Source organism: Clostridium formicaceticum, from assembly GCF_001854185.1.
In the GTDB taxonomy this organism is placed as follows: domain Bacteria; phylum Bacillota; class Clostridia; order Peptostreptococcales; family Natronincolaceae; genus Andreesenella; species Andreesenella formicacetica.
Map to the genome: position 1 here is coordinate 411706 of NZ_CP017603.1, position 23870 is coordinate 435575.

The 23870-nt window shown below is 36.8% G+C and carries 22 protein-coding genes; 1 reads left to right on the top strand and 21 read right to left on the bottom strand.

Annotated elements, in window-relative coordinates; translation table 11 throughout:
- Positions 1 to 131: 131 nt before the first annotated feature.
- Entirely contained in the window at positions 132 to 716 is a 585-nt protein-coding gene (locus tag BJL90_RS01840; RefSeq protein WP_081562180.1) for a 5-formyltetrahydrofolate cyclo-ligase, read from the top strand.
- A 45-nt stretch (positions 717 to 761) separates the two neighbouring features.
- Here BJL90_RS01840 and BJL90_RS01845 read toward each other — a convergent pair whose 3' ends face one another.
- The 21 genes from BJL90_RS01845 to BJL90_RS01940 form a co-directional block, all read right to left on the bottom strand.
- Positions 762 to 2114, bottom strand: coding sequence for a sigma-54-dependent transcriptional regulator (locus BJL90_RS01845; protein WP_070963774.1), 1353 nt, complete (start codon positions 2112 to 2114; stop codon positions 762 to 764).
- 12 nt (positions 2115 to 2126) lie between these two features.
- The gene (locus BJL90_RS01850) at positions 2127 to 3503 is read right to left on the bottom strand and encodes a two-component system sensor histidine kinase NtrB (RefSeq protein ID WP_070963776.1); all 1377 of its coding nucleotides are present in this window, start codon (positions 3501 to 3503) and stop codon (positions 2127 to 2129) included.
- Positions 3504 to 3509: 6 nt separating this feature from the next.
- Positions 3510 to 3761, bottom strand: a complete 252-nt coding sequence (locus BJL90_RS23250) for a zinc ribbon domain-containing protein (RefSeq protein WP_081562181.1) — start codon at positions 3759 to 3761, stop codon at positions 3510 to 3512.
- Between the two features lie 552 nt (positions 3762 to 4313).
- Complete coding sequence (locus BJL90_RS01860; protein ID WP_070963779.1) at positions 4314 to 6791, bottom strand: heavy metal translocating P-type ATPase; 2478 nt, start codon at positions 6789 to 6791, stop codon at positions 4314 to 4316.
- A 14-nt stretch (positions 6792 to 6805) separates the two neighbouring features.
- Positions 6806 to 6958 carry a hypothetical protein gene (locus BJL90_RS22295; protein ID WP_169824184.1) on the bottom strand — a complete coding sequence of 51 codons (153 nt, stop codon included), beginning with the start codon at positions 6956 to 6958 and terminating at the stop codon, positions 6806 to 6808.
- A gap of 210 nt (positions 6959 to 7168) precedes the next feature.
- The gene (locus tag BJL90_RS01865; RefSeq protein ID WP_070963781.1) at positions 7169 to 7405 is read right to left on the bottom strand and encodes a DUF2933 domain-containing protein; all 237 of its coding nucleotides are present in this window, start codon (positions 7403 to 7405) and stop codon (positions 7169 to 7171) included.
- Positions 7406 to 7429: 24 nt separating this feature from the next.
- Entirely contained in the window at positions 7430 to 7540 is a 111-nt protein-coding gene (locus BJL90_RS22950; protein ID WP_250637589.1) for an LDCC motif putative metal-binding protein, read from the bottom strand.
- Positions 7541 to 7846: 306 nt separating this feature from the next.
- Complete coding sequence (locus BJL90_RS01875) at positions 7847 to 8980, bottom strand: YibE/F family protein (protein ID WP_070963784.1); 1134 nt, start codon at positions 8978 to 8980, stop codon at positions 7847 to 7849.
- 155 nt (positions 8981 to 9135) lie between these two features.
- Positions 9136 to 9987, bottom strand: a complete 852-nt coding sequence (locus tag BJL90_RS01880; protein ID WP_070963786.1) for an HAD family hydrolase — start codon at positions 9985 to 9987, stop codon at positions 9136 to 9138.
- On the bottom strand, positions 9987 to 11087 hold the full coding sequence (locus BJL90_RS01885; protein WP_070963787.1) for a cysteine protease StiP family protein: 1101 nt from the start codon (positions 11085 to 11087) through the stop codon (positions 9987 to 9989). The genes BJL90_RS01880 and BJL90_RS01885 overlap by 1 nt, the downstream gene beginning before the upstream one ends.
- Positions 11080 to 12492, bottom strand: coding sequence for a phosphoribosyltransferase family protein (locus BJL90_RS01890; RefSeq protein WP_081562182.1), 1413 nt, complete (start codon positions 12490 to 12492; stop codon positions 11080 to 11082). The genes BJL90_RS01885 and BJL90_RS01890 overlap by 8 nt, the downstream gene beginning before the upstream one ends.
- Positions 12458 to 13633 carry an HpcH/HpaI aldolase/citrate lyase family protein gene (locus BJL90_RS01895; RefSeq protein ID WP_070972898.1) on the bottom strand — a complete coding sequence of 392 codons (1176 nt, stop codon included), beginning with the start codon at positions 13631 to 13633 and terminating at the stop codon, positions 12458 to 12460. Before BJL90_RS01895 ends, BJL90_RS01890 begins: the two co-directional genes overlap by 35 nt.
- 5 nt (positions 13634 to 13638) lie before the next feature.
- Positions 13639 to 14319, bottom strand: a complete 681-nt coding sequence (locus BJL90_RS01900) for a TIGR00266 family protein (RefSeq protein ID WP_070963791.1) — start codon at positions 14317 to 14319, stop codon at positions 13639 to 13641.
- A gap of 130 nt (positions 14320 to 14449) precedes the next feature.
- The gene (locus tag BJL90_RS01905; RefSeq protein ID WP_070963792.1) at positions 14450 to 14932 is read right to left on the bottom strand and encodes an L-2-amino-thiazoline-4-carboxylic acid hydrolase; all 483 of its coding nucleotides are present in this window, start codon (positions 14930 to 14932) and stop codon (positions 14450 to 14452) included.
- A 31-nt stretch (positions 14933 to 14963) separates the two neighbouring features.
- The gene (locus tag BJL90_RS01910) at positions 14964 to 15668 is read right to left on the bottom strand and encodes an ABC transporter ATP-binding protein (protein ID WP_070963794.1); all 705 of its coding nucleotides are present in this window, start codon (positions 15666 to 15668) and stop codon (positions 14964 to 14966) included.
- 3 nt (positions 15669 to 15671) lie between these two features.
- On the bottom strand, positions 15672 to 16433 hold the full coding sequence (locus BJL90_RS01915) for an ABC transporter ATP-binding protein (protein WP_070963796.1): 762 nt from the start codon (positions 16431 to 16433) through the stop codon (positions 15672 to 15674).
- Positions 16414 to 17415 carry a branched-chain amino acid ABC transporter permease gene (locus tag BJL90_RS01920; protein WP_081562183.1) on the bottom strand — a complete coding sequence of 334 codons (1002 nt, stop codon included), beginning with the start codon at positions 17413 to 17415 and terminating at the stop codon, positions 16414 to 16416. Before BJL90_RS01920 ends, BJL90_RS01915 begins: the two co-directional genes overlap by 20 nt.
- Before the next feature lie 9 nt (positions 17416 to 17424).
- Entirely contained in the window at positions 17425 to 18303 is an 879-nt protein-coding gene (locus tag BJL90_RS01925) for a branched-chain amino acid ABC transporter permease (protein WP_205684270.1), read from the bottom strand.
- A gap of 128 nt (positions 18304 to 18431) precedes the next feature.
- Positions 18432 to 19568: an ABC transporter substrate-binding protein gene (locus BJL90_RS01930; protein WP_070963800.1), complete on the bottom strand. Its 1137-nt coding sequence runs from the start codon at positions 19566 to 19568 to the stop codon at positions 18432 to 18434.
- A gap of 199 nt (positions 19569 to 19767) precedes the next feature.
- Positions 19768 to 22155, bottom strand: a complete 2388-nt coding sequence (locus tag BJL90_RS01935) for a Lon protease family protein (protein ID WP_236905004.1) — start codon at positions 22153 to 22155, stop codon at positions 19768 to 19770.
- A 396-nt stretch (positions 22156 to 22551) separates the two neighbouring features.
- The gene (locus tag BJL90_RS01940; RefSeq protein WP_070972902.1) at positions 22552 to 23742 is read right to left on the bottom strand and encodes a LysM peptidoglycan-binding domain-containing protein; all 1191 of its coding nucleotides are present in this window, start codon (positions 23740 to 23742) and stop codon (positions 22552 to 22554) included.
- Between the last annotated feature and the right edge of the window lie 128 nt (positions 23743 to 23870).

A 23870-nucleotide genomic window follows, 5' to 3' on the forward strand; every position in this document is an offset into this window, starting at 1 on the left:
TTATAGATTTTTCCCTATCGATTTTAAGTACTATTTCATTATAACAGTAAGTATAGGATAAATTCAATTGAATTGATTTCCAAACCTATGGTACAATTGTGTTAGTATTGGTAAAAAAAGGAGGGTATATTATGAAAAAAATTATGCGTAAGGAACTGTTGACAAAGAGAGATGGCTTAACAGAGGAGGAAGTCCTACATAAAAGTGCCTCTGCATTTCAGCAGCTAAAGGCTAGTTCTGTCTATAATAATGCCAACAATGTTATGGTTTATCTTGCCTTTCGAAACGAAGTTAGCACTGAAGAAATGATTAAAGATTTATTTAGCAGAGGCAAAAGAGTATTCATTCCATTAACCGTTCCTGAAACAAAACAACTCATCATTTCTGAACTATTGGACATGGAGAAGGATTTAGAAATAGGCAATTTCGGGGTTTTAGAACCAAAGGAAGAAGCCATAAGACCTGTAGATCCTAAAGTATTAGACCTAGTCATTGTTCCAGGAGTAGGCTTTGACAAGCAGGGGTATCGTGTAGGCTATGGTGGTGGATACTATGATCGTTTCCTGCCTAGGCTTTCTCCCGGTACACCTACTGTTGCTCTAGCTTTTGAGGTACAGCTTATAGAAAAGGCTCCTACCGATGAATATGATTTTCCAGTGGAATATGTTATTACAGAAAAACAATTTATTGATTGCAAAAAAATAGATCTTAAATAAACCTACCAAAAGCAAAAAGAAATAGAAGCCCCTCATAAGAGCATCCTATTTCTTTTTGATTCCATGCTTCTCCATACGATAAAGTAAAGTATGCCTTGTCATCTTTAATAATTGTGCAGCCTTTGTCTGATTATGCTCCGCCCGTTCTAAGGCCTGAATAATCAGGTCTTTTTCTAAGGCTTCCATACAAATTCCCTCTTTAGGCAATTGATAGGTTTCTGCACTTTTTTTCTCTTGAAGAATTTCGTAGGGAAGGTCTTCTACTGTGATAAGATTACCTTGTCCTAACAAAACCATCCGCTCTATTACATTTTCCAACTCACGAATATTTCCGCGCCAATGATAGTTTAACAGTTTTTGCTGAGCTTCTTCGCTGATGGCTATATTTTTTCTGCCGACTTCCTGACTGTATCTCTCTAGAAAATAGTTCGTTAGCAGAGGGATATCTTCTTTTCTTTCTCTTAAGGGAGGAATTTTAATGGGAATAACATTTAAACGATAATATAAGTCTTCTCTAAAACTTTCCTCCTCCACCATTTTATATAAATCTCTATTGGTAGCTGCTATCACTCTAACGTCTATTCTTATCCTTTCATTCCCTCCTATTCGCTCAAATTCTCTTTCCTGTAATACCCTCAGAAGTTTTACCTGCATAGATAAGTCTAGTTCCCCAATTTCGTCTAAGAAAACAGTACCCCCATCTGCCTTTTCAAATTTCCCTATTTTTCTTGCAACTGCTCCTGTAAAGGCTCCTTTTTCGTAACCAAACAGTTCACTTTCAATGAGATTTTCTGGAATGGCACCACAATTTACCTTTACATAGGGTTTTTTATTACGATTGCTACTATAATGAATAGCATTAGCAATGACTTCTTTTCCCGTGCCGCTTTCTCCCAGTATCAAGACAGTTGCATTGGTATTTGCTACCTTATCGACAATTTTTAATATTTCTTGTATTTCAGCACTGTTGCCGATAATGGTTTTTCCAGTGTTTTTTTCTAATTCTTCTCTTAGGTAGCTTACTTCCTCCTGTAATTCCCCTACCTTTAAAGCTTTAGCAATCGTTATCTTTAACTCCTCTATATCAAAAGGTTTAGAGATATAGTCCAACGCTCCTAGCTTCATGGCTTCAACAGCTGATTCCATTGTACCATGGGCAGTAATCATAATCACAGGGGTTGTTTCACGCATTTCTTTTATCTTAGTCAATGCTTCCATACCCTCCATCTTAGGCATCTTTAAATCCATTAAGATAAGATCCGGTATCTCTTCTTGAAACTTCTCTATAGCCTCTAAACCATTTGCTGCTTCACAAATTTTGTAAGCCTCTTTTTGAAGGGCCTTTTTTATGGCCCAACGCATATTTTTTTCATCGTCTACTACTAATATCTTTTTCATTCATTTTCCCTCCTACTGCAATAGAGGCAATAATACCTTTACCTCTGTACCTTCTTCTAATTTACTGCTGACCTCTATTTTGCCTTGATGTTCTTCGATAATTCTGTGGGTAATAGATAGTCCAAGGCCACTTCCACTTTCCTTCGTAGTAAAAAAAGGATTAAATATCTTATCCAGCACTTCTTTTTCTATGCCTTTGCCTTCATCTCTAAATGTAACAATTGCCCATTGATTATAGCTTCCTACAGCAATTTTTAAATCCCCTCCTTCTTCCATAGCTTGAATACCATTTAGAATGATATTTACAAAAGCCTGTTTTAATTTATCTGTATCTCCCTCTATTTCCACTGTTTCTTCTACAGTTAACTTTATGACTACCCCCTGCTGCTCCCCGAATTTCTTTGTGATTTTTAGAAGTTCCTCCAACAAGCTACCAAGTTTAAAATTTTTTACCTGTATTTTATTTGGTCTTGAGAAGTCTAACAACCCTTTAATTACAGTATTTGCTCTATCAATTTCATGTTCTATAATTTCTAAACCTTCTTTAAAATCTTTATCTATCACTTCCTGCTGAAGGGTTTGACTAATGGTTTTTATAATACCTAATGGATTCCTAATCTCATGGGCAATACCAGAAGCTAGTTGTCCCGTAGCCGCTAGTCGTTCTCCCCTACGGACTTGTATTTCCAACTTTTTCATTACTGTAGAATCCTCTATGACTGCTACAACTCCCTGAAGACTACTAGAAATATTTTTCAAGGGATGCAAAGTTATATCCAAATATATTTCCTCATCTTTATCCCTAAAATAGTTTACTTCCTTCCTAATGATTTTGTTTTCTTGCTCTAACACCTTTGTTATTTCCTTCAATAGTTGCTGCTGTTGAAAAAATTGTTTTATGTCTTTTTCTTTGCCTAATATAATATCTGCCTGTTTATTGGCGGATGTAATATTTCCCTCACAGTCAAAGGCAATCACACCATTGTCAATACTATTTAAAATGTTATGGGTATAATTTTCAAGATCCGTTAGCTTGATAATTTGGTGCTCTAATAGTTTTTTTCTTTTATAATCCTTTTCCACCAAATACCCAGTAATTAATCCTATAATCATAAACATAGCTATCTCTAAAAACTGGTTGATTATCTCTAAATTGATTTCACCAAAATATATTACTAAGTGGGGGGCATAGAGTAATACTACTACGGCAGATACGATCAATCCGCCTTTTAAGCGAAATTGAAAAGCCCCCCAAATAATTGGCAAATAATATAGTCTCCTAAAGAAATCATGTAATACCCAGCGATAAGAAGCAGTAAAATAATGAAATCCAGTAATCGTTAAAATTAAAAAAGCAATAAGAAACTTCCACTTTTTTTCTTGATTCATTGAGCATCACCTACTTTTCTTAATGTTTCCACAATAAGGGCAATACCTCCAATTGGTATCTATCTTGCTATTACATTTCCTACAGCTCTCCTTTAACTTTTCCTGACACTTAGGACAAAATTCATAGGAGCTGTCTATTTCATGCTTACACTTACTACACTTTATTTTCTCCACTTCCCTAGAGGCTATATTCTCTGACAGCAAAAAATATATCAACAACGCCATCCCCATACATGCTAATATAGGCATGTCTATCATCCTTTCTAGAAACTCTGTTTTTATTGTATCATATACTACAGTATTTGTAGTATTTCGTATATTTCATTTCATATATTTTATAAGCTTTCTAGCATATTTTTGTACCTATAGCTCTACTTCCCTCTTTTTAATAATTTTATGCAATTCCTATGCCAACCCCTTCAACACAGAGGAGAATCAAGCGCATAGATTTTTTCTATAAAGCTTATAATATAAATAGAATCTTTGTATATTAAAATTTATAGGCGTAAGACTGTATATAGGCTTAGGAGGTGAACTGATGGAAGCTGGTGTTAGAAATAACCTAGTTGGTGAAATTGAAAGCATTAAGCAGGATGGGATTATGGCACAAATTACCATGTGAGTGGGCGGCTGAGGGGAAAAAGCGCCCCGCATTACGTCCGTGTTGACGAAAGATAGTTTGCTTGATGCCGGTTTCAAAGAAGGCGATCAGGTAGATGCTTTAGTAAAAGCTATCAATGTTGTTATGGTAAAACATTAGAAGATCCCTGTACCAATAAACGGTACAGGGATCTTCTTTTGAAAAATAGACTAAGCTTTTTTATAGCTTGGCTCAATGTTCACTTTCTTTAGTCTTAAGGAATTATAAACTACGTTTAGTGAACTTATCGACATGGCAGCTGCACCAATCATTGGATGTAATAGACCAAACATCGCCACTGGAATGGCTAAAGCATTGTAAAACCATGCCCAAAAGTAGTTTTCTTTAATTTTTCTAAAGGTAGCCCTAGATAGTTTAATAGCAGATATAATACCGCTTAGTTCCCCTCTAACCAAGGTTACATCAGCAGCTTCAATAGCAATATCTGTCCCTGTACCGATGGCAATACCAACGTTGGCTTGTTTTAATGCAGGAGCGTCATTAATTCCATCCCCCACCATGGCTACTGTAGCATACTTTTCTTGAAGTCTCACTACTTCTTCTACCTTGCCATCCGGTAACACTTCAGCAATCACATGACTGATACCTACTTTTTTGCCTATGGCTGCAGCAGTCCTCTGGTTATCTCCTGTAATCATGGCTGTTATGATCCCCATGGCTTCTAATTCTCTTATGGCTTCAATCGAATCTTCTTTTAAGGGATCTGCCACTGCTACAATTCCTAACAATTTCTTATCTTGAGCAATCATCATGGCAGTTTTAGCTTCTTCCTCCAACCTAACTAGCTCTTCCTCATAGGCTTCATAGGCAATGTTATTTTCCTTCATTAACTTTCTATTGCCTACCAATATCCTTGTACCATCAATGCTTCCAACTACCCCCATACCTACAATAGCTTCGAAGTCCTTTACCTCTCCCAATGGGATTTGTTGATCCTTTGCCTTTTCTACAATAGCATGAGCTAAGGGATGTTCTGAAGCATTTTCAATACTTCCAGCAAAATAGAGGACTTCCTTTTCTTTTATGCCTTCTACTGTTACAAGGTCTGTTACCTCAGGTTTTCCTTTTGTGATGGTTCCCGTTTTATCAAAGGCAATAGCCTTTACATCTTTAAAGGTTTGTACCGCCTCGCCATTGCGAATCAAGATCCCTTTTTCTGCACCAATACCACTCCCTACCATTAAAGCAGTTGGTGTTCCTAAACCTAATGCACAAGGGCAAGCGATAACTAAAACAGCTGTCGATGTAACAAAAGCCAGTGTAAGCGGCGTTAAGTCTGGATTTACCCATGGTAAAAAGTTTGCTCCCCATTCAATAATACCTCTATGAAAATTAGGGAATAAATTGAAAGAAACAAAAGTTCCTATGGTGAGTAGAATAATGACAGGTACAAAATAACCTGTTACCCGATCAGCAAATTCCTGTATCGGTACCTTAGAACCCTGACACTCCTCCACCATTTTTATTACTTGTGATAGGAAAGTATCCTTACCTACCTTTGTCACTTCCACTTTTAAGCGTCCCTGTTTATTCAATGTAGCTCCTATAACCTCATGGCCTTTTTCTCTTTTTACCGGCATAGATTCACCAGTAGCCATGGATTCATCCACTAAACTATTCCCATCAATCACAATACCATCGGTGGGAATTTTTTCTCCTGGTCGAATCACCATAATATCTCCTACCTGTAACTCTTTTACTGATACCTCAATTTCTTCTCCATTCACAAGAATCTTTGCTGTTTTCGCCCCCATTTGGAGCAATTTTTTTATAGCCTGAGAAGCTCTTCCCTTAGCACGAATTTCCAAATACTTCCCAACTAGATGCAAACTCATAATGGTGGTAGCCATCTCTATAAAAGTCTGTATTGGAAAGATAAAACCTAACAAACCAATTAAGTAGGGAGGTAAGGAACCCAGCGTTACCAAAACATCCATGTTAGGACTTTTATTTTTCAAAGCTTTAAAGCTTGCTTTATGAACATGCAGTCCTGTACCAAATATGATAGGAAACCCTAACACTACCGTCATAAGAAAATAACCTGGAATAGGCCACATAAACATATGAACTATCATCAAACCCATAATAGCCCCTGTAAAAATCAGAGAGGTCATCATGGTTTTTTTTGCCTTCTTTACTTTTATTTCATCCTCATCTGCTTCTTCCTTCACTTCTTCCTCCAAAATTAGTTCATAGCCTAGAGCAGAAATTTTTCTTTTCATTTCCGTTAGACGAATCACTGTAGGATCATATGTCACCGTTACCTTCTCTACCGCAAAGTTCACACTGGCAGAAATAACCCCCTCCATTTTATTCATGGTTTTTTCTACACGGTTTGCGCATGCACTACAGGTCATGCCTTGAACTTTTAGTGTTTTTTTCTCCTGTTGACCCGATGCTTCTGCTGAAACTACATAGCCTAAGCTTGTAATAATATCCATAATAGCCTCTAAGGTGATTTTATCTTTATCAAATTCTACCTGTGCTTTCTCTACAGCAAAATTGATGTTTGCTCCTATAACCCCTTCTGTTTTATTTAACTTTCTCTCTATTCCTGCCGCACAACTGCTACAGGACATCCCCTGAACTTTAAAGGATACTTTTTCTATATTATTTGATTGTGCCATATTTTCCACTCCCCTCAATCATTTATTTCACGCTCTTTGCTACAACAACTAGACTTGTTATTCTTCATGGTTTCTCCTTTATCGCTATGTCCTCCGCAACATCCACCTCTCTTTACCATAAAGTATATCCCTATTGCCACCAAAACAACAATAATTAGATCATTCATTTATATACCTCCTTAATTTTTTTAATATATAAAGATAAATATATAACCATATATTAGGTGTAAGCTATTTTTTTACTTCAAACACCCTACCCCCCTTAGGTATATTATACCCCCTGTGGGTATAATATACAACTATTATTTTTATCACTTATCTAAAAAGAGAATCCTTTCTATTGGATTCTCTTCGTTATTTGGTCTCAGCTTTTACTACTACTGTATTTGTTTTTCAGCCTGCTCATCTTCACAACAGCCTTGCTTTCTTCCTTTAAACATAAATACCATCATTCCTATATGCATCAAAGGACAAATCAGTAACATGGCATAAGGAGCCAGCCTTCCCACTGGCCCTAGTTGAATTCCTAACCTTGGTAAAAATAAAATTGCTGCTAGCGGTACCAAACAACATAATAACATCATCATTCCATGGTTTTTACCCTTATGATTCATTTAGACGCCCCCATTCTTTAAGGTTTATTTTTTTATTTTTTTATTCAAATCACAACAATCCATTTTCTTGCTACCTAAGTTCTTTTGATTTGCTTTTTCAATGGACTTCAGTAACTTCTGAAACCATTTTTTCACCTGTATACCTCCTTTTGTGTTAGCTTCATTATACTTCAACCTACTGATGCCAGTTGAACTTGTAAATGTATATCTATCTTTTATATATGCAATATTTATGCCAATTCCTTTTTCTTGGTATAAACATATTTCTATCATCTATCTTTTGCGATTTCCCACAGTAACTGTAGCAAATAAAGCAATGGCATAAAAAAAGATCACTATACTCTAGTGATCCTTTTTTTATGCCATTGCTTTATTGTTTTAAACACACTACCATAATGTACAATAATTTTATCCTCCAGGAAAGGGGGTGACCCCAAGTTTCTACACTGTTTTTTCCTCATTATTTTTCTTCTCTGTTTTTTCTGTCAGCAGCCCAGATGCCACAGCAGTTAAAGGAATGCATAATATTAAACCAATGCTTCCGGCAAAAGCCCTTATAATTTCTGTGGCAATAATATCAAGATTAATAATCCTTACCAAAGGGTCTTGATAGGCAGTAAATAGTAGCAATAGAGGGATAGCGCTACCTGTATAGGCTAGAATAAGGGTATTGGTCATGGTTCCCATGATATCCTTTCCTATATTCATTCCTGATTGAATCAATGCTTTTGTAGAGATATTCGGGTTTAGACTTTTAATTTCCTCCATACTAGACGCAATGGATATACCTACATCCATTACTGCCCCCAATGCCCCCATAATAATCCCCGCAAACAATAAACCCCTGAAATCAAAATTTACTCCCTGGGGAATATACATTAACATCATAGCTTCATCATTAGATAGTCCCGTTAGACTCACCTTTGATCCTATAACATAAGCAATCAGCCCTGCTATAAATACCCCACCCAATACGCCAATAATAGCAGCATAGCTTTTTGTATTTATGCCGCCTACCACCAGCATCGTGATACAAGTAACTACAAAAGATACAGCAACAGTCAGCAGGATAGGACTATAGCCTGCCAATAACCCTGGTAGTAATACCTTCAATATCAATAGGATGGTTAAAGTCAGTGTCAAAATTGTCTTCAATCCCTTAAATCCCCCCACAAAGAGCAGCAGGATAGCAAATAATCCTAGTACAATATAGATATAGGTATCCCTTAAATACTCAGAGATATAGATATCTACCGCTCCATCCTCCATATCCTGTACTGTTACTAATACCTTATCTCCTGGTTGAACAATGATATCATAACCAAAACTTCCTGTAAGGCTGTGGATTACTTGAAATTGCTGTCCCTTATATTCTCCTGAAAGAACTTCCAAGGTCACCAGCATACTTTCTGTAAAAAAGTCGTTTTCTAAAGCATCTTCTTCTAACGCCTGCACATCTACTACCCTGGCTCTTTCAATCACTGGTTCTGCCTGCAAACTATCAGCAAAGGCCATATTACTACCTATGATGGTGATTAATAGCATAAAGGCTAATATAAAAGTGATTTTTTTCATAATATACTTCCTCCTTATCTAGTGTAGGCACTTCAGCCTTTATCTGCCCCTTTATGCAGTATGGCATTCTCTATCTTCAATTTTAACCATAACACATAACTAATTATGCAATATCTATACCAGTATTTTAAAGTCCATTGATTTTATTCGTAAGCTTAAACAGTTTCCTCTGCTACTTGATGCCAATTCTTTTCTAACGCTATATTTAAGTCCTCAATATATTTCAGTATTTCTTCCGCAGCCAGGATTCCTGTATCTGAAGTGATTTTTATTTTACTTTCTTTATCCTCATCCTGATACAGCCTCCCTAGTTCTCCCTGTAGCGGTGTTATACTGTAGTCAGCCTTCTGAAGCATAGGCAGGTCCATAAGAGAGTCCCCTGCCGCTGTAATAAAATCAGGACTTATATGATCACATAGATATTCAACTGCTTCACCTTTATTTATTACGCTGGGAATAAAATATAGTTTTCGTCGCTGTAAATAAGCATTCCAATGATTTTCCTTTAACCAATCCATGAAACTATCTAATTTCTCCTTTGGTAAACAATCCTGCCGGACAATAAAGTAATAAAATAAATCGTCTGCCCTTCTTTGAGAAACCACCCAGTCGGCAGAATAAATCTCTTTAAATTTCAAAAGTACCTCCTCATAGGACAAACAGTTCTTTCTAACTTTTTCCTTCACCAAAGCCTCCCAAGTCTCATCAACTTTTCCACCAATGAGAAGGGTTCCTCCATTGCTAACGATGGCATACCTTGGAAAAATCTCCTTTTGGAAAAGTGTGATTCTTTTATACTGTTCTATCGTTCGGGTGGTGACAGGAACAAAGAGTATTTTTTTAGAAAGAGCTTTTAACCTGCTTATAGCTTCCTCCGTCATATAGGAAATTTCTCTGCCATCCTTTGTTTCTATCAAACGTACTTTGGTCTTGGTTAGACAGTTTTCATCTTGTAAAAATCTAGCTCCATAAATTAACGTCTCATCTAGGTCACAGGTAAATAGCATTATTGATCACCTCTTAGGGACTGAATCAATCCGCAGCATTTATAGTGCATAGATGGAAACACCTCTATCGGTACATTTTTCTCCTTAGCTAGCAGGAGGATATGTTCTAAAGCTGGATCACTTTCCTTTTTTACCAATACTTTCCATGGCATTCTTCTGAGGAGAACCCGAGTTGTTTCTCCAATCCCTGGTTTAATATAATGAATGCTTTCTATACGAAACTGCTGCTGTACTTTTTCTATATCTTTCCACCCTAGCCAACTGACCTTATAGTCCAGCTGATGCTGTATTTGTTTTTCAATTTCCATCATTGCCCCAGAAAACTCATCGGAAATCCTATCCACAAACAGGTTCGATACATCTTCATCCCTTAATTCCTTATAATACTTAACGCCATGAAAATCTTCATCTCCAATTAAATCATACCGATGCACAGTACGGCTAATAAGCCCTGAGACCGTTGCATTTAAACAAGCACTGGGAATTAAAAAATCCTCTCTTGTTCCAAAAGTCTTCACACAATACCCAGGATCCGCAAGAACTGCTAGATCATTATCCAAAGCTATACCGTAATTTTTCTCGAAGGTATTGCAGGATTCTGTTAATACTTTGGTAATAGCTCCCTTTCCTGTCCATCCATCAACAAATTGAATTTTCTTTGATGGGTGATTTCTCAAAATATAGTGAAGGGCATTTTCATCCATCCCTTTTCCCCGAATAATGGAAATACTGTAGTGTGGTAAATCTACAGCATATTTTTGTAGAATATAGCGCTTGATTAATATACCTATGGGCGTGCCGGCTCTGGCTAAAGAAACCAATACAACATCTTTGCCTTTATTTTTTATAACTTTCTCAGAAACCACCCCCACTGCTGTCGCCAACTTTTTAGCCGACTTATTTAAAGACATATGAAATAGGTCCATATAAGCTTCAGAAGGTTTATACTCTATAGGTAGCATCTCAGAATAATGTTTTCCCTGCTGCATCTGTTGTTCTCTATATCTAGTGTCCTGCTCCAATACAGCATGACTGATATCCTTCAATAAAAAAATAACATCTTTAGAAGCATAACTCCCTATGGATGCTGGTTCATTCATAGCGCTTACCTCCCACACAAAATATAAAAAACACATGAGAAATCCCCAGCTTCTTTGCTACCTCCACCAGAGGTGCAAGTCTTTGAGAAGGAATTTCCCGTTCAAAAAAAATATATAGATCATCATAAGAAGCATAAGGAATATTATATAAGTAATTTATGATCTCAGGGTCATCAGGACTTTCAAAAGAGAAAGCATTTTGCACAGCATAGTTTTCTCTTTTCTCTGGGAAAATAGGACTTCTGGTGGTAGCATGATACCTCACCCCTTCACCCATATGGGCTGCGATTCTCATAGGCAAGTAAATAAACTCTCCTGTTCCAAGACATAAGGAATATTTTCCTTTCCTCATTTTTCTCAAAATGCTTCCAATGGCTTCTGTAGCTTCATCAACAATATTTTTATCCTTTGAACCTATCCCAAATCTCCCTGTCTCTAGTAGATAAGGGGTCTTATTTTTCTCTCCCAATGAGTTTACAGAGGAAAAGGGCAGTATATTAGGAAAAAATTCATCAAAACATAATGTTTTTATCTCCACTTGAGAGGTTAAACCTTCTCCCTCCGCCTTTTCTGTAGGAGGATTCACTTTTGTTACTTCTCGGTTCATCTTTTCTCTTATTTTAATTCTACCTGAAATTAAAGACACCGTTTGAATTCGAATACCTAGCTTAGATTCTAATAAGCGAAACCGCTGTTGATCCTCTTCAGAACGCCAATCCAGTAGAGATACTACAACGTAATCTTTTCGCGGGTATTTTTTCTGTATGGCGGTAATGAAGTTTAGGGCAGTTTTTCCTGTAGTTATTTCGTCATCAATTAACACAACAGGACTTGAGGACTTTAATAGATCTTTATCTACAGAATAGTACCGATGGGATGTGGCATGGGAGTGTTCCTCTTCAAAGTTAATCAACGACGCCATTTCAGGAATCTTTTCCCGTGTGGTATGAATATAAGTGCATCCATGGGAAAAGCAGTCAAAAACTGAATGACCTAGGGCTGTTGCTGTTTCAGCAAAACCTATGAAGATCACTGGTTCTGGCAATACAAAAGGATTCTTTTTTATCAGCTGATAGGTTTCTTCACATTTTTTTTCCTGCGCAATGGCTTCAATAATAGATTCAATGAGGGTTGTCTTTTTACCATAAATCGCTTCCATATAGGTTGCAGCTAAAGCTGCACCTCCTAATAAGGAAATATAAGGAGGCACAGGAATATGTTTTCCCAGTATTTTACTAACAAACAAAAAACGTCTATTTTTATTTTTGCGGGCCGCCACAGAAAACAGTCGATCAAGAGGAATTTCATAAGGATTATGAAAAATTTCAGCAGTTAACTCAAAATCATTTGCAATAGAAAAATTCCATTCTTCACGTGAGCAGGTTGGTAAAGTTTTTTCTTTCATGAAACACCCCATAAATTTTAGATTTTATCATAATTTTCTTAGCCCAATGAATATGCGGCTTAATTTCGTTCATTTTATTAGCATATTGGCTTTTAATTACGCCTAGCTGGCCATTGTTGTTGGATAGTATACTACGAGCATCTATATACTCCTCATGACTCACCACCTGAAGGGCTTGTACAGGGAGAATATGGCTTGGATGGATAATGGTTTTTCCTGTTAATCCATTTGCCTTATCCAATAAAACCTCGTGAATTAAACCATCTAAATATTTATCCAATATTTGCGCCCGTAACTTAATTCCCTTCTCACCATAAGCATTTTCGAAGGGACCTTGGCGAAGTTGGGGCTTTAAAATTCTATCAGCCTTTGAAAAATACTCCCATACCGGCCCTGAAACCACATGCCCTTCTTCTGCACGACAAAAAAAGTTTACAATATCCCCAATACAATCCCGAATCACTGCGATATCGTAAATCCTTAAGTCATAACTTCTACGAATACCAAATAAACCTGAAAAATCTGTAGCGCCAATCCGTATATTTAGCACTAAATCTCTGTACTTGTCTAATAGCTTCTTTATATTATTTAGGGCATCTATCCTGGATTCTTTGTAGATGATTTCCGGAGCCTCTAAAATCGGCATCCCATACAATTTGATCTTCAGATGATGGTTAAGCTTTTTTAATTGTTGAAAATAAGCTTCACCATTATATTGAGAAAATTTAGGAAAAACAAAGCCTGTTATAAGGCAGAGGGTTTCACCTGCTACCATCATCATTCTTTCCATTTGTTCAATATTCCGTACCCTTACGAAAATAAGCGGAAGCTTTGTACTATCCATCCCTCCTGTTTCTATTGCTAGATGTAATATTTTTAAATGTTCCCATAGTTTTTCCTCAGCCCTTTGAATTTCATGATCTCCAACAGCATCCTCTAGACAAAGCACCATAGACATTAGGCCCTTATGTTTACAGTGAATAATCTCTTCAGAAATTCCTTCTCTTGTTACTGGCATATAAAGAACCGCCCCTAGTGCATAGGCTAATAAGTCTTTCTCACTATCCCTTTGAAATTCCCCAGGTAAGGAATAAAAAATGTCTTGCTTTTTTTCATAGGTTAAATCATCAAAATATCTCATAAACTTTATTTGTTGGTAGGTATAAACTGTCGAATCCATGAACCAAATCCTTGAGGATTACGGGTTTGAATCAAAACAGTTCCAGGGCCCCTGAATCGACATACAAGACCTTCTCCCGATGTCCAGCTTGAAATCCATCCCTTCGAAGCTTTCTCAATGGTATACTTCATATAATCAGGCCATGCTACTAGATGACTATTATCAACAATTACCTCCTGTCCAGCTTCAAGGTTGATAGGATGGATGGCACCATAGGAATTAACAAAGACAGTCCCCCGTCCCCCTACACTAAGAATAAAAAAACCTTCCCCTGAAAATAATCCTCTTGCTAGATTTTGCATCTGTGTTGAAACTTCAATGCCCTCTGTAGCAGCTAAAAATCCATCTTTTTGAACACATAAGTTATAGGAGCCATCTAGCTCTATGTCAGTAATCCCTCCTGGAATAGAAGGGGCTAGTAAAACTTCTCCCGCTCCTCGGTTAGCCCTAAGGGTTTGAAAGAAAAACTTTTCTCCCGCCAACATTCTTCCTAATCCCTTAAAAAGTCCCCCCTCCATCTTTCCGTCCACATCAACCGTATCAGACATGGATACCATAGCATCAGACTCCGCCTTCACCATTTCTCCTTTTTGAAGCTTTACCTCAATAATCGGAAAAGCATCTTGATAAAGTATTTTATATTGCATGAATTCTTCCTCCTTTAGTTTATCTATACACTATTTTATCATAGGAAACCTTGTTAACAAATACAAGCCTAGGTTTTTTTATATGGAAAAAGACCCCTCTGGGTCTTTTTCAAAGATTTATTCTATTCACTTATTTTTTCTTCCTAATGACTAACTCGCAACAGGCATCCCCTTCACTCAATAGCTGATTGAAATCCAGTTCTAAGTTTTCAAAGGCTTCCACCATACCATAATCCCCATATCTTGCAAGCTTACATAGATGCGCTACTTCTTCATCAGAACAGCCAAGCTTTTTCCAAGCTTCTACTAAGGCACAATAGCTAAATTGTAATACACTCTCTTCTTCCTCTAATTTAACAGGGTTCATTGCAAAAGCTTCTCTTGCATGACCTGTTAATAAAGCTTTAGCAAAATCTTTTGCTGTATCCGCCTTTCCGATGGCTACCCCCTTCATATGACCAAACTCTCTAATGGCTTTTTCTGCAATCTTATCGACATCAGCATTTTCTTCTTTTGCATATTTTAGTAATAAATAAAACCACTTTGCTCGATCTTCTATGGCAGCTCTAAAAGCATCGGTTAATTCTGCTTGCGTATATTTACCTTCACACATATCATAACACTCCTTTAAAATTTTTATTTATTTACTCACCTAGGTAAGCTTTTCTTACTTCATCACTTACCAGCAGTTGATCTGCACTATCCTGTAAAACAATTTTACCAGTTTCAATAACATAACCTCTATCAGCTACCATCAAAGCCATTCTTGCATTTTGCTCTATTAATAAAATTGTTGTTCCCTGAAGATTGATTTCCTTTACCAATTCAAAAATCATTTCTACCAGCATAGGGGCTAAGCCTAGAGAGGGCTCATCTAAAAGCAATAGCTTAGGCTTACTCATTAAAGCCCTGCCTATGGCCACCATTTGTTGTTCCCCTCCACTAAGGGTTCCTGCCTCTTGATTCTTTCTTTCATATAGCCTAGGAAATAATTGATATACCCTTTCAAAGGATTCCCTTATTTCTTTGCTGTCCTTCCGAATAAAAGCTCCTATCTCCAGGTTTTCTACCACCGTCATTTTAGGAAAAACCTGCCTCCCCTCCGGCGAAAGACTAATCCCCAGCTTTACAATATCAGAGGCCTCCATTTTCGTAATTTCTTTATCCTCCAATAGGATAGTACCCGTCTTGGGTTTAATTAATCCCGTTATGGTTTTTAATAAAGTAGTTTTACCGGCACCATTGCTACCAATCAAGGCAACAACTTCACCCTGTTTTATTTCTAAGTCTATCCCCCTCAGGGCCTGTATATTTCCATAAAAGGTGGAGAGATCCGAAATCTTCAGCATGATTTAAGCCCCCTTCCCAAGATAGGCTTCGATAACCGCTTGATTGCTTTTTATAACAGAGGGCTCTCCCTCAGCAATCTTCGTACCATGATCTAAGACATAGATTCTATCAGAAATCTTCATGACTAATTTCATATCGTGTTCTATCAATAAAACAGTAATACCTAAATCCTTTAATCCACTGATGTATTTCATCAAATCCTCTGTTTCCTGAGGGTTCATGCCTGCAGCGGGCTCATCCAGTAACAGTAGCTTGGGTCGTGAAGCTAAGGCTCTGATAATTTCCAATTTCCGCTGCTGTCCATAGGAAAGATTTTTAGCATAATCGCTTGATTTTTTAAGCAGACCTACTGTCGCTAGTAACTCCTTTGCTTTCATCGTGTTTTCTTGTTCTTCCTGATAAAACTTTTTGGTCCTCAATAAGGCGTGTAACAAATTGTTGCTACTGCAGCTATGCATACCTAAAAGAACATTTTCCAAGACCGTCATATGAGAAAACAATCTAATATTTTGAAAGGTTCTTGCAATACCTTGTTCAATAATTTTTTGAGGTGGGATACCATCAATCCTTTTGTTCTGGAATTGAATTGTGCCGCTGGTGGGTTTATAAATCCCCGTTAACATGTTAAAAAAAGTTGTTTTCCCTGCACCATTCGGCCCTATTAAACTAACAATTTCTCCCTGATGAATGTTTAAATTTACATCATTTACTGCCTTTAGACCACCAAACATCATGGTGAGATTGTCAACTTCTAGCAGTTTCATGGTGATCTTCCTCCTCACGATCCAACTTAAACTGAATACCTCCCAAAATCCCCTGAGGCCTTGTCAGCATCATAATAATCAGTACTGCCCCATACATTACCATTCTATAATCCTCTAAAAACCGCAGCATTTCAGGTGCAATAACTAAAATAATAGTACCTACCATTGCTCCCCACATATTTCCCATACCGCCTAAAACCACCATACTTAAAATTTGTATAGATTCATTAAAGGTAAAACTCTGGGGGTCAATGTAGGTAATGTAATGGGCATAAAAGCTGCCTGCTAAGCCTGCAAAAAACGCAGCAATGGTGAAGGATAGAATTTTATACTTCAGTGTGTCTACCCCCATAGCCTGAGCAGCTAATTCATCTTCTCTGATGGCACTAAAAGCTCTTCCTAGCCTTGAGTGCATAATTCTATAGATGCTTAGATAGGTAATCACTACCAAAGCTAAGATCAAATAATAATAATCCTTGCTACTGCTAATTTGATAGCCAAAGATAAGCGGTCTAGCAATACCAGGAATACCCATCGGTCCCCTTGTAAGCTGAATCCAGTTTAAAGCAATGATTCTTACAATTTCTGAAAATCCAAGGGTAACAATTGCAAAATAAGCCCCCTGAAGTTTAAGTGTAGGTATACCTAATAAAAGTGCCACAAAAGCAGAAAGAATGGCTGCAATAGGGGCTGTAATCATAAAACTCATACCAAAACGCATACTTAGAATAGCAGAGGTATAAGCCCCTATCCCATAAAAAGCTGCATGCCCCAAGGACAGTTGTCCTGTATAACCAGTGATGAGATTTAAACTCATAGCCAACACCATATAAATCCCCACCATAATAATCATCCGCATTTGAAAGTTATTTATAGAAAACAAAGGTAATAACAGTAAAACAAGTACTAAACTGCCTAGCAATGCAGCTTTTGCCTTAGGTATTTTTTTCTTTTTATCCAGTTTTTTTATTATGGTTTCCATAAACTTCACCTACACTTTCTTTTGAACTTCTTTTCCTAAGAGGCCGGTAGGTTTAATAAGCAATACAGTGATTAAGATGGCAAAAGCAATAGCATCTCTATAGCCAGAGTGTATATATCCTGCTGCCAGCGTTTCTGTAACACCAATCAATAGTCCTCCTAATATAGCACCTGGGAGTATGCCAATCCCTCCAAGAACTGCCGCAGCGAAAGCTTTTAATCCCGCCATGAATCCCATCATAGGATCCACCGACTGATAGTACATACCCACCATAACACCTGCTACTGTCGCTAACCCAGCACCTAAGAAAAAAGTAAAGGAAACGATATGATCTACATTGATCCCCATTAACCTTGCCGCCTCCATATTTTGTGCCGTTGCCCGCATAGCTTTTCCTATTTTCGTTTTTTTCACCAGCAATGTCAATCCCATCATCAAAATCACTGAAGTTAGCAAAATAATAATCTGTAAATAAGATATTCTAAAGCTTTCAAACTGAATAAAGCCTAAATTAAATGCCAGCGGAAAATTTTTTGTTTCAGAACCCCACACCACCATCACGAGGTTTTGCAAAAATATTGATATACCTATTGTGCTGATTAAAGCAGTCACCTTTGGTGCATTTTTTTTCCTTAATGGTAGTAGGGCCACTTTATCAATCAAAATCCCAAATATACCTGTCAACAATACACTTATAACAAAGGCTGGTAAAAATCCTATTCCAAGCGCAGTCATTAACATTAGACAAATAAAGGCCCCAAACATATATACTGCACCATGAGAAAAATTAACCAACTCTAAAATACCAAATACCATTGTATAGCCTATAGCTGTCAGGGCATAGGTACTGCCTAGGGTTATTCCATTGATAATTTGCTGAAAAAACATCTTCATCTCTCCCAATTAGCGTCCTATAGTAAGTTTATTTATATAAGCCTTGCGGTACTTTGAAAACATGTAATCAAATCCTGCAAGGCTTATATAAGCATCATTCATTTATAAAGTAAACTTTATTATTATTTTACAAGCACAAACTCTCCATCTTGAATCTGAAGAACACTCATCGTCTTAACAACATCTCTATTTTCATTGAAGGTAATATTTCCTGTAACACCTTCATAATCTGCTGTTTTTGCTAACTCATCCCTTATCGCTGCACGATCAGTACCAGCCTTTTCGATGGCCTTGGCTAATACGCCTAATGTATCATAAGCAACGGCAGCGAATTGGTCTGGCTCTTGATTGTAAGCTGTTCTAAAACTTTCTATAAATGTGCTGATTGCAGCATTTTCATCATCTGGGAAAAAGTTTGTTGTTAAATAAAGACCATTTACACTATCTCCTGCTAATTTAATCAATTCTTCATTATATAACGAACTTAAACCAGCTAATGGAATATCATAACCTAATTGCTTCATCTGTTGTGCAATCATTCCAGTTTCTGTATAGAAGGCTGCTAAAAATATTACATCAGGATTTACATTGTTAATCTTTGTTAAGGTCGATGTGAAATCTTGAGTTTGACCTCCAATAAAGGTCTCTTCCGCCACAATTTCTGCACCTAAATTTTTTGCTTCTTCGACAAAATGATCTCTAGCAGTGATACCCCAGTCGTTATTGATATAAATAACAGCGATTTTCTTTTTGTCTAATTGGTTTACCACCATATCAGCAGCGATAGGTGCTTCAATCGCTTGGGTATTAATGTTTCTAAACATGTAGTTACCTTCACCTGTAAAATCAGGATGAGATGTGGTTGGTGAAAACTGTACTAAACCACCTGCCTCATAAACAGAAGCTGCAGCTAAGGAAGCTGTACTTGAAAAATGTCCTATTACTGCTGTAACTTTTTCATCATCTACTAATCTTTGTGCTACATTGGTTGCTTCTCGAGCATCATTTCTGTCATCTAAAAAAGTTAATTTAACTTGTTTACCATCAATGCCACCTGCTTCATTGATTTCTTTTGCCTTTAGCTCTGTTCCCATTCTAAAAGCACTGCCGTATTGAGCATAGTCACCTGATAATGGTGCTGCTACAGCTATGGTGATTTCTTCAAGCTCTCCACTGGCTTTTTCTGTAGTGCTGGTACATCCAGCAAGTAGTAAAAATATCATAGATAAAGTCAAAATAAGTACAATTGCTTTTTTCATCATCTTCTCCCCCTTGATTTAATCCATACTAATTTGATAAGAATAGTGTACTTTACTTGACCACTATTTTATCATAGTTTTTTTTGTAAAGTCAATGTATAATTGCAAAAAACAAGTAATACTTGATAAAATATTACTTGTTTTTTTCTGTCCATTTATAAAATTTTAACAAAATTTTCGATAAAATGCAACGTTTTCGTTATTTTTCTTCCTCCTCATTTATTAAGTTTTTCAACTTACTTGTAATCAGACCATTGATTGTTTCTTTTGGATATTCCCCCTTGTGGTTTTTTTCGCCGGCAGGAATTCCTGTTAGTATCTCAATACCTTCTTCTACATGACCTATAGCGTAAATATGAAACTTACTTTCTTTTACTGCTTTGATAACTTCTTCCTTCAACATTAAATTTTTTATATTTTGTTTTGGAATCATTACACCCTGTTCCCCAGTTAGCCCTTTGCGCTTACAAATATCAAAAAATCCTTCTATTTTTTCATTTACCCCTCCAATGGGCTGGATCTCTCCTTTTTGATTCACTGATCCTGTAACAGCAATATTCTGCTTGATGGGGACCTGCGCAATGCTGGAGAGTATCGCATACAGCTCTGTACTTGAAGCACTATCTCCGTCAATCATGGAATAATTTTGCTCAAAACTGACACTGACGGAAAGGGACATGGGTTTTTCCTGTGCATATTTGCAGCCTAGGTAACCGCTCAATATTAATACCCCTTTATCATGTAGACTTCCGCTTTTTTTGACTTCTCTTTCTATGTTAATGATGCCTGCCTTCCCTTGATAAGTAGATACTGTTATCCTGCTAGGTTTACCAAAGGAATGTTCTCCCGTCCCCATAACAGCAAGACCATTGATTTGTCCTATTTTTTCTCCCACTACATCAATCAATAGGGTACCCTCTTCAAACATCTCATTTAATTTTTCTTCATATTTGCTATTACGGTGGATTTTTTTCTGTATCGCTTTCTCCACATGCTGTTTGGTTACTTGATCTACACCCTCTAGCTGAGCCCATGTATCTGCCTCATATAAAACCTCAACAATTTGATTAAATCTAGAACTTAATTTATTTTGATGATCCGCTAGTCTTGAGCTATACTCTATGATCCTAGCAACAGCTGTTTTATCAAAGTCTTTTAATCCTACTTCCCTACAATGCGCTGCTATGAATTTTGCCATTTTCATTACATTTTCTTGATTTTTTTCCATTTCCACATCAAAATCCGCCATAATCTTAAATAATTTTTTAAAATCTTCATCCATACTAAAAAGTAGATGATAGATGGAAGCATCCCCTATAATGATGACCTTTACATCAATAGGAATAGGCTGAGGTTTTAGACTAGAGGTTACCACATAACCCATTTGTTTATTCAGACTTTCAATGTTGATTTCTCCCGTTTTTAAAGTTCTTTTTAGCGTTTCCCATGCATGGGGCTGAGATAATATTTCTTTTGCCTGTATAATAAGAAAACCTCCATTTGCCCTGTGTAATGAACCCGGTTTAATTTCCATAAAATCTGTTTTTAAAATCCCCATCTCATTTTTATATTCAATCGTACCCAGCAAGTTTGAGAAGGTTGGATTGGTTTCATTGATAATAGGAGCATGTCTTAAGGCTGCATTGTTAATCAATAAATTCACCTTATAGCGATTAAAGAAGTTTTCATTAAATTGTAGAGGCATCATCAAAAGCTCTTCTGGTTCTTTTTGTTCCTTTTCTTTTTTAAAGGCTTCAATATTTTCAAGGATATCTTCTTCCACCTCATTCATAAATTCTCGAAGTTCTCTTCTATGTCCGTAGCGTTGTGTTAGCTTATTGATATGATAATTGATAATATCATAGGCAATTTTTTTATCAAGTCTTTTCACTGCATCACGCAGTTGTTCCTCTAGACCTCTCAACTTGTTAAGGATTTCTAAAGTTTCTAAGCTCAGCTGATTGGAACGGTGCCTAATTTCTTCCATTTCCTCTACGCTAAGGTTATTGTATTCCTCTTGGGTCATGGGCCTATCGTCCTTTAAAGGCACGGTAATCAACCCTTGTTCTGATTCCTTAAATAAAAAACCAGAGTTTTGTGCTGTATTATTTAGTTCACCTACAATTTCTTGATTTTTCTGCTGAAATGTCCGAAGAATTTCATTCTTTTTCGTTTCATATTCCCTTCCATTAAAAGCTATAGGTATTTCTTTTTTTAAGATCTCTATCATACCTTCTATATCTTTTTTGAATTGTAACCCTAGTCCTGTTTCCATGCTTAAAGCCTTAGGTATATCAGGATTCTTAAAATTAAATACATATATCCAATCGTTAGGAATCTCCATATCTTTAGCAAACTTTTCTGTAATGGAATGGGCATAACTATTTCTTCCCGTACCACTTAAGCCAGCAATAAAGACATTATAGCCCTTTTTTTTAATTTTTAAAGCAAATTCCAAGGCTTCTACCGCACGATCTTGTCCAATTATTCCTTTTAATGCTTCTAATTCTGCTGTAGTTTCAAAACCCAAGTCCTCAATACGGCATGGACTTGTTAATGCTTCTGGTTTTAAACGAAATTGATCCATCATGAAATTCCTCCCCCATATAGTTTATTTACTTGAGTTATTTAGTTTATATATACCTATTTCAACAATTCTTAAAAGCAAAGTTGTGACATTTTTAAAATAAGTTTACTTTATCTTTTTTAATTTTCTATTAGCATTGAAATTTATAATTTCCCATCTATTAGAAAAAGATGCTAGAAGATCAAATCTTCTAGCATCTTTTATAAAAATACTTCATAGCTAGTGAACTCGTCCAGCTAAAGCTGAACATCGGGGAATCAGATGGCGACTCTACTCCACCTAATTCAAAGCCCACTTATAGAAGTGGGGGTCTTAACCCAGTAAAGTATTTGATAATAAGATAAATTCGACTACAATCCAGAGGGCGTAAAAACTCCCTCTGAATGAAGTCTCATTCTATCTTCCCGCTGCTATCAATACATTTTTCTGATGGGCATCATCCCTTTTTCCATCTACATGACGCGTACTGTTGGAGAAATATAGGTCACTATGACCTTGAAAATTGTTATTGTTTATGTATTGTACATCATGAGGCATTGCACTGGCAGATGCTGCTAATCTTCTGCCATCCACTTCAACAATCACTGGTCTTCTGTTCCAACTATAGTTTCCACCCCATACTTCCTTCATAATAGCAGCATCTCTAGCTGTTAGTGGTTCTACATCTGCATGGTTTGCTCCTATGGTACGCTTCATGGTCCATTTTCGCCCTGTATAAAAATCTTCTACGATAAAGACCTTTCCTATGGGAATGACATACTGTGCTTCTGTCCACCAATCTAATAATTCCCCATATTGAGGACCTGGCGTTGACTTAACAGGAATATGGTATACTGGAATTGTCAGTCGATCTCCTAATCTTAATACATGATTATCTCTTAATCCATTGACGTCTTGCAGCTCTTTAAAGGGAATACCATATTGGATAGAAAGATCCCATAGGTTATCTCCATTTTTAACAGTATGGGTAACATAGGACTTGCTAGGACTACTGGAAGAATTAGGAGGTGTTGTATTGGAAGCAGGAGGTGTTACTCCTGATGATGTTGGTATCGTCACGGTTTGTCCAGGATAAATATGCTGCCCTTCTCTTAAGCCATTGATTTGTAAAAAGTCATTAAGATTCACTTTGAACTTATTACTGATAATCCAAGGGGTATCATTGTTTTGAACAGTGTATGTCATTGCACTATTAGAAGCGGCAGGAATCAATACCTTTTGCCCAGGGTAAATATGTTGCCCCTCTTTTAAACCATTGGCTTTTAAAAAGTCCTTCAGACTTATTTTGAATTTATTGCTGATAATCCATGGCGTATCATTTTGTTGTACAGTATAGGTCGTCTGCTGCTGTTTTGCTGGCACATTGACAACATCCCCTACGTTAATTGCAGAATTATTCCTATATTGAGGGTTAAGCTGATAAATTTCCTCTAAAGATACTTGATATTTTTGAGAAATGATCCAGAGGGTGTCCCCTGTGCCTACTCTATGGGTGACGGTGTTAGCAAAGGTGGGCGTCATTGTTGAAGTGAATACAGCTGAGGCGATTGCAGTGCCTATCATTATTTTCTTTAATTTCCTATTCATCATTATTGTCCTCCTTTTTAGTCATAAAACACTGATCTTACATAATCTTACATTATTTATACATTCGGAAAAAGACACCAAAATCCTTTATGTAAAATTTTCTACCTCATCCACATGTTGTCATAAAT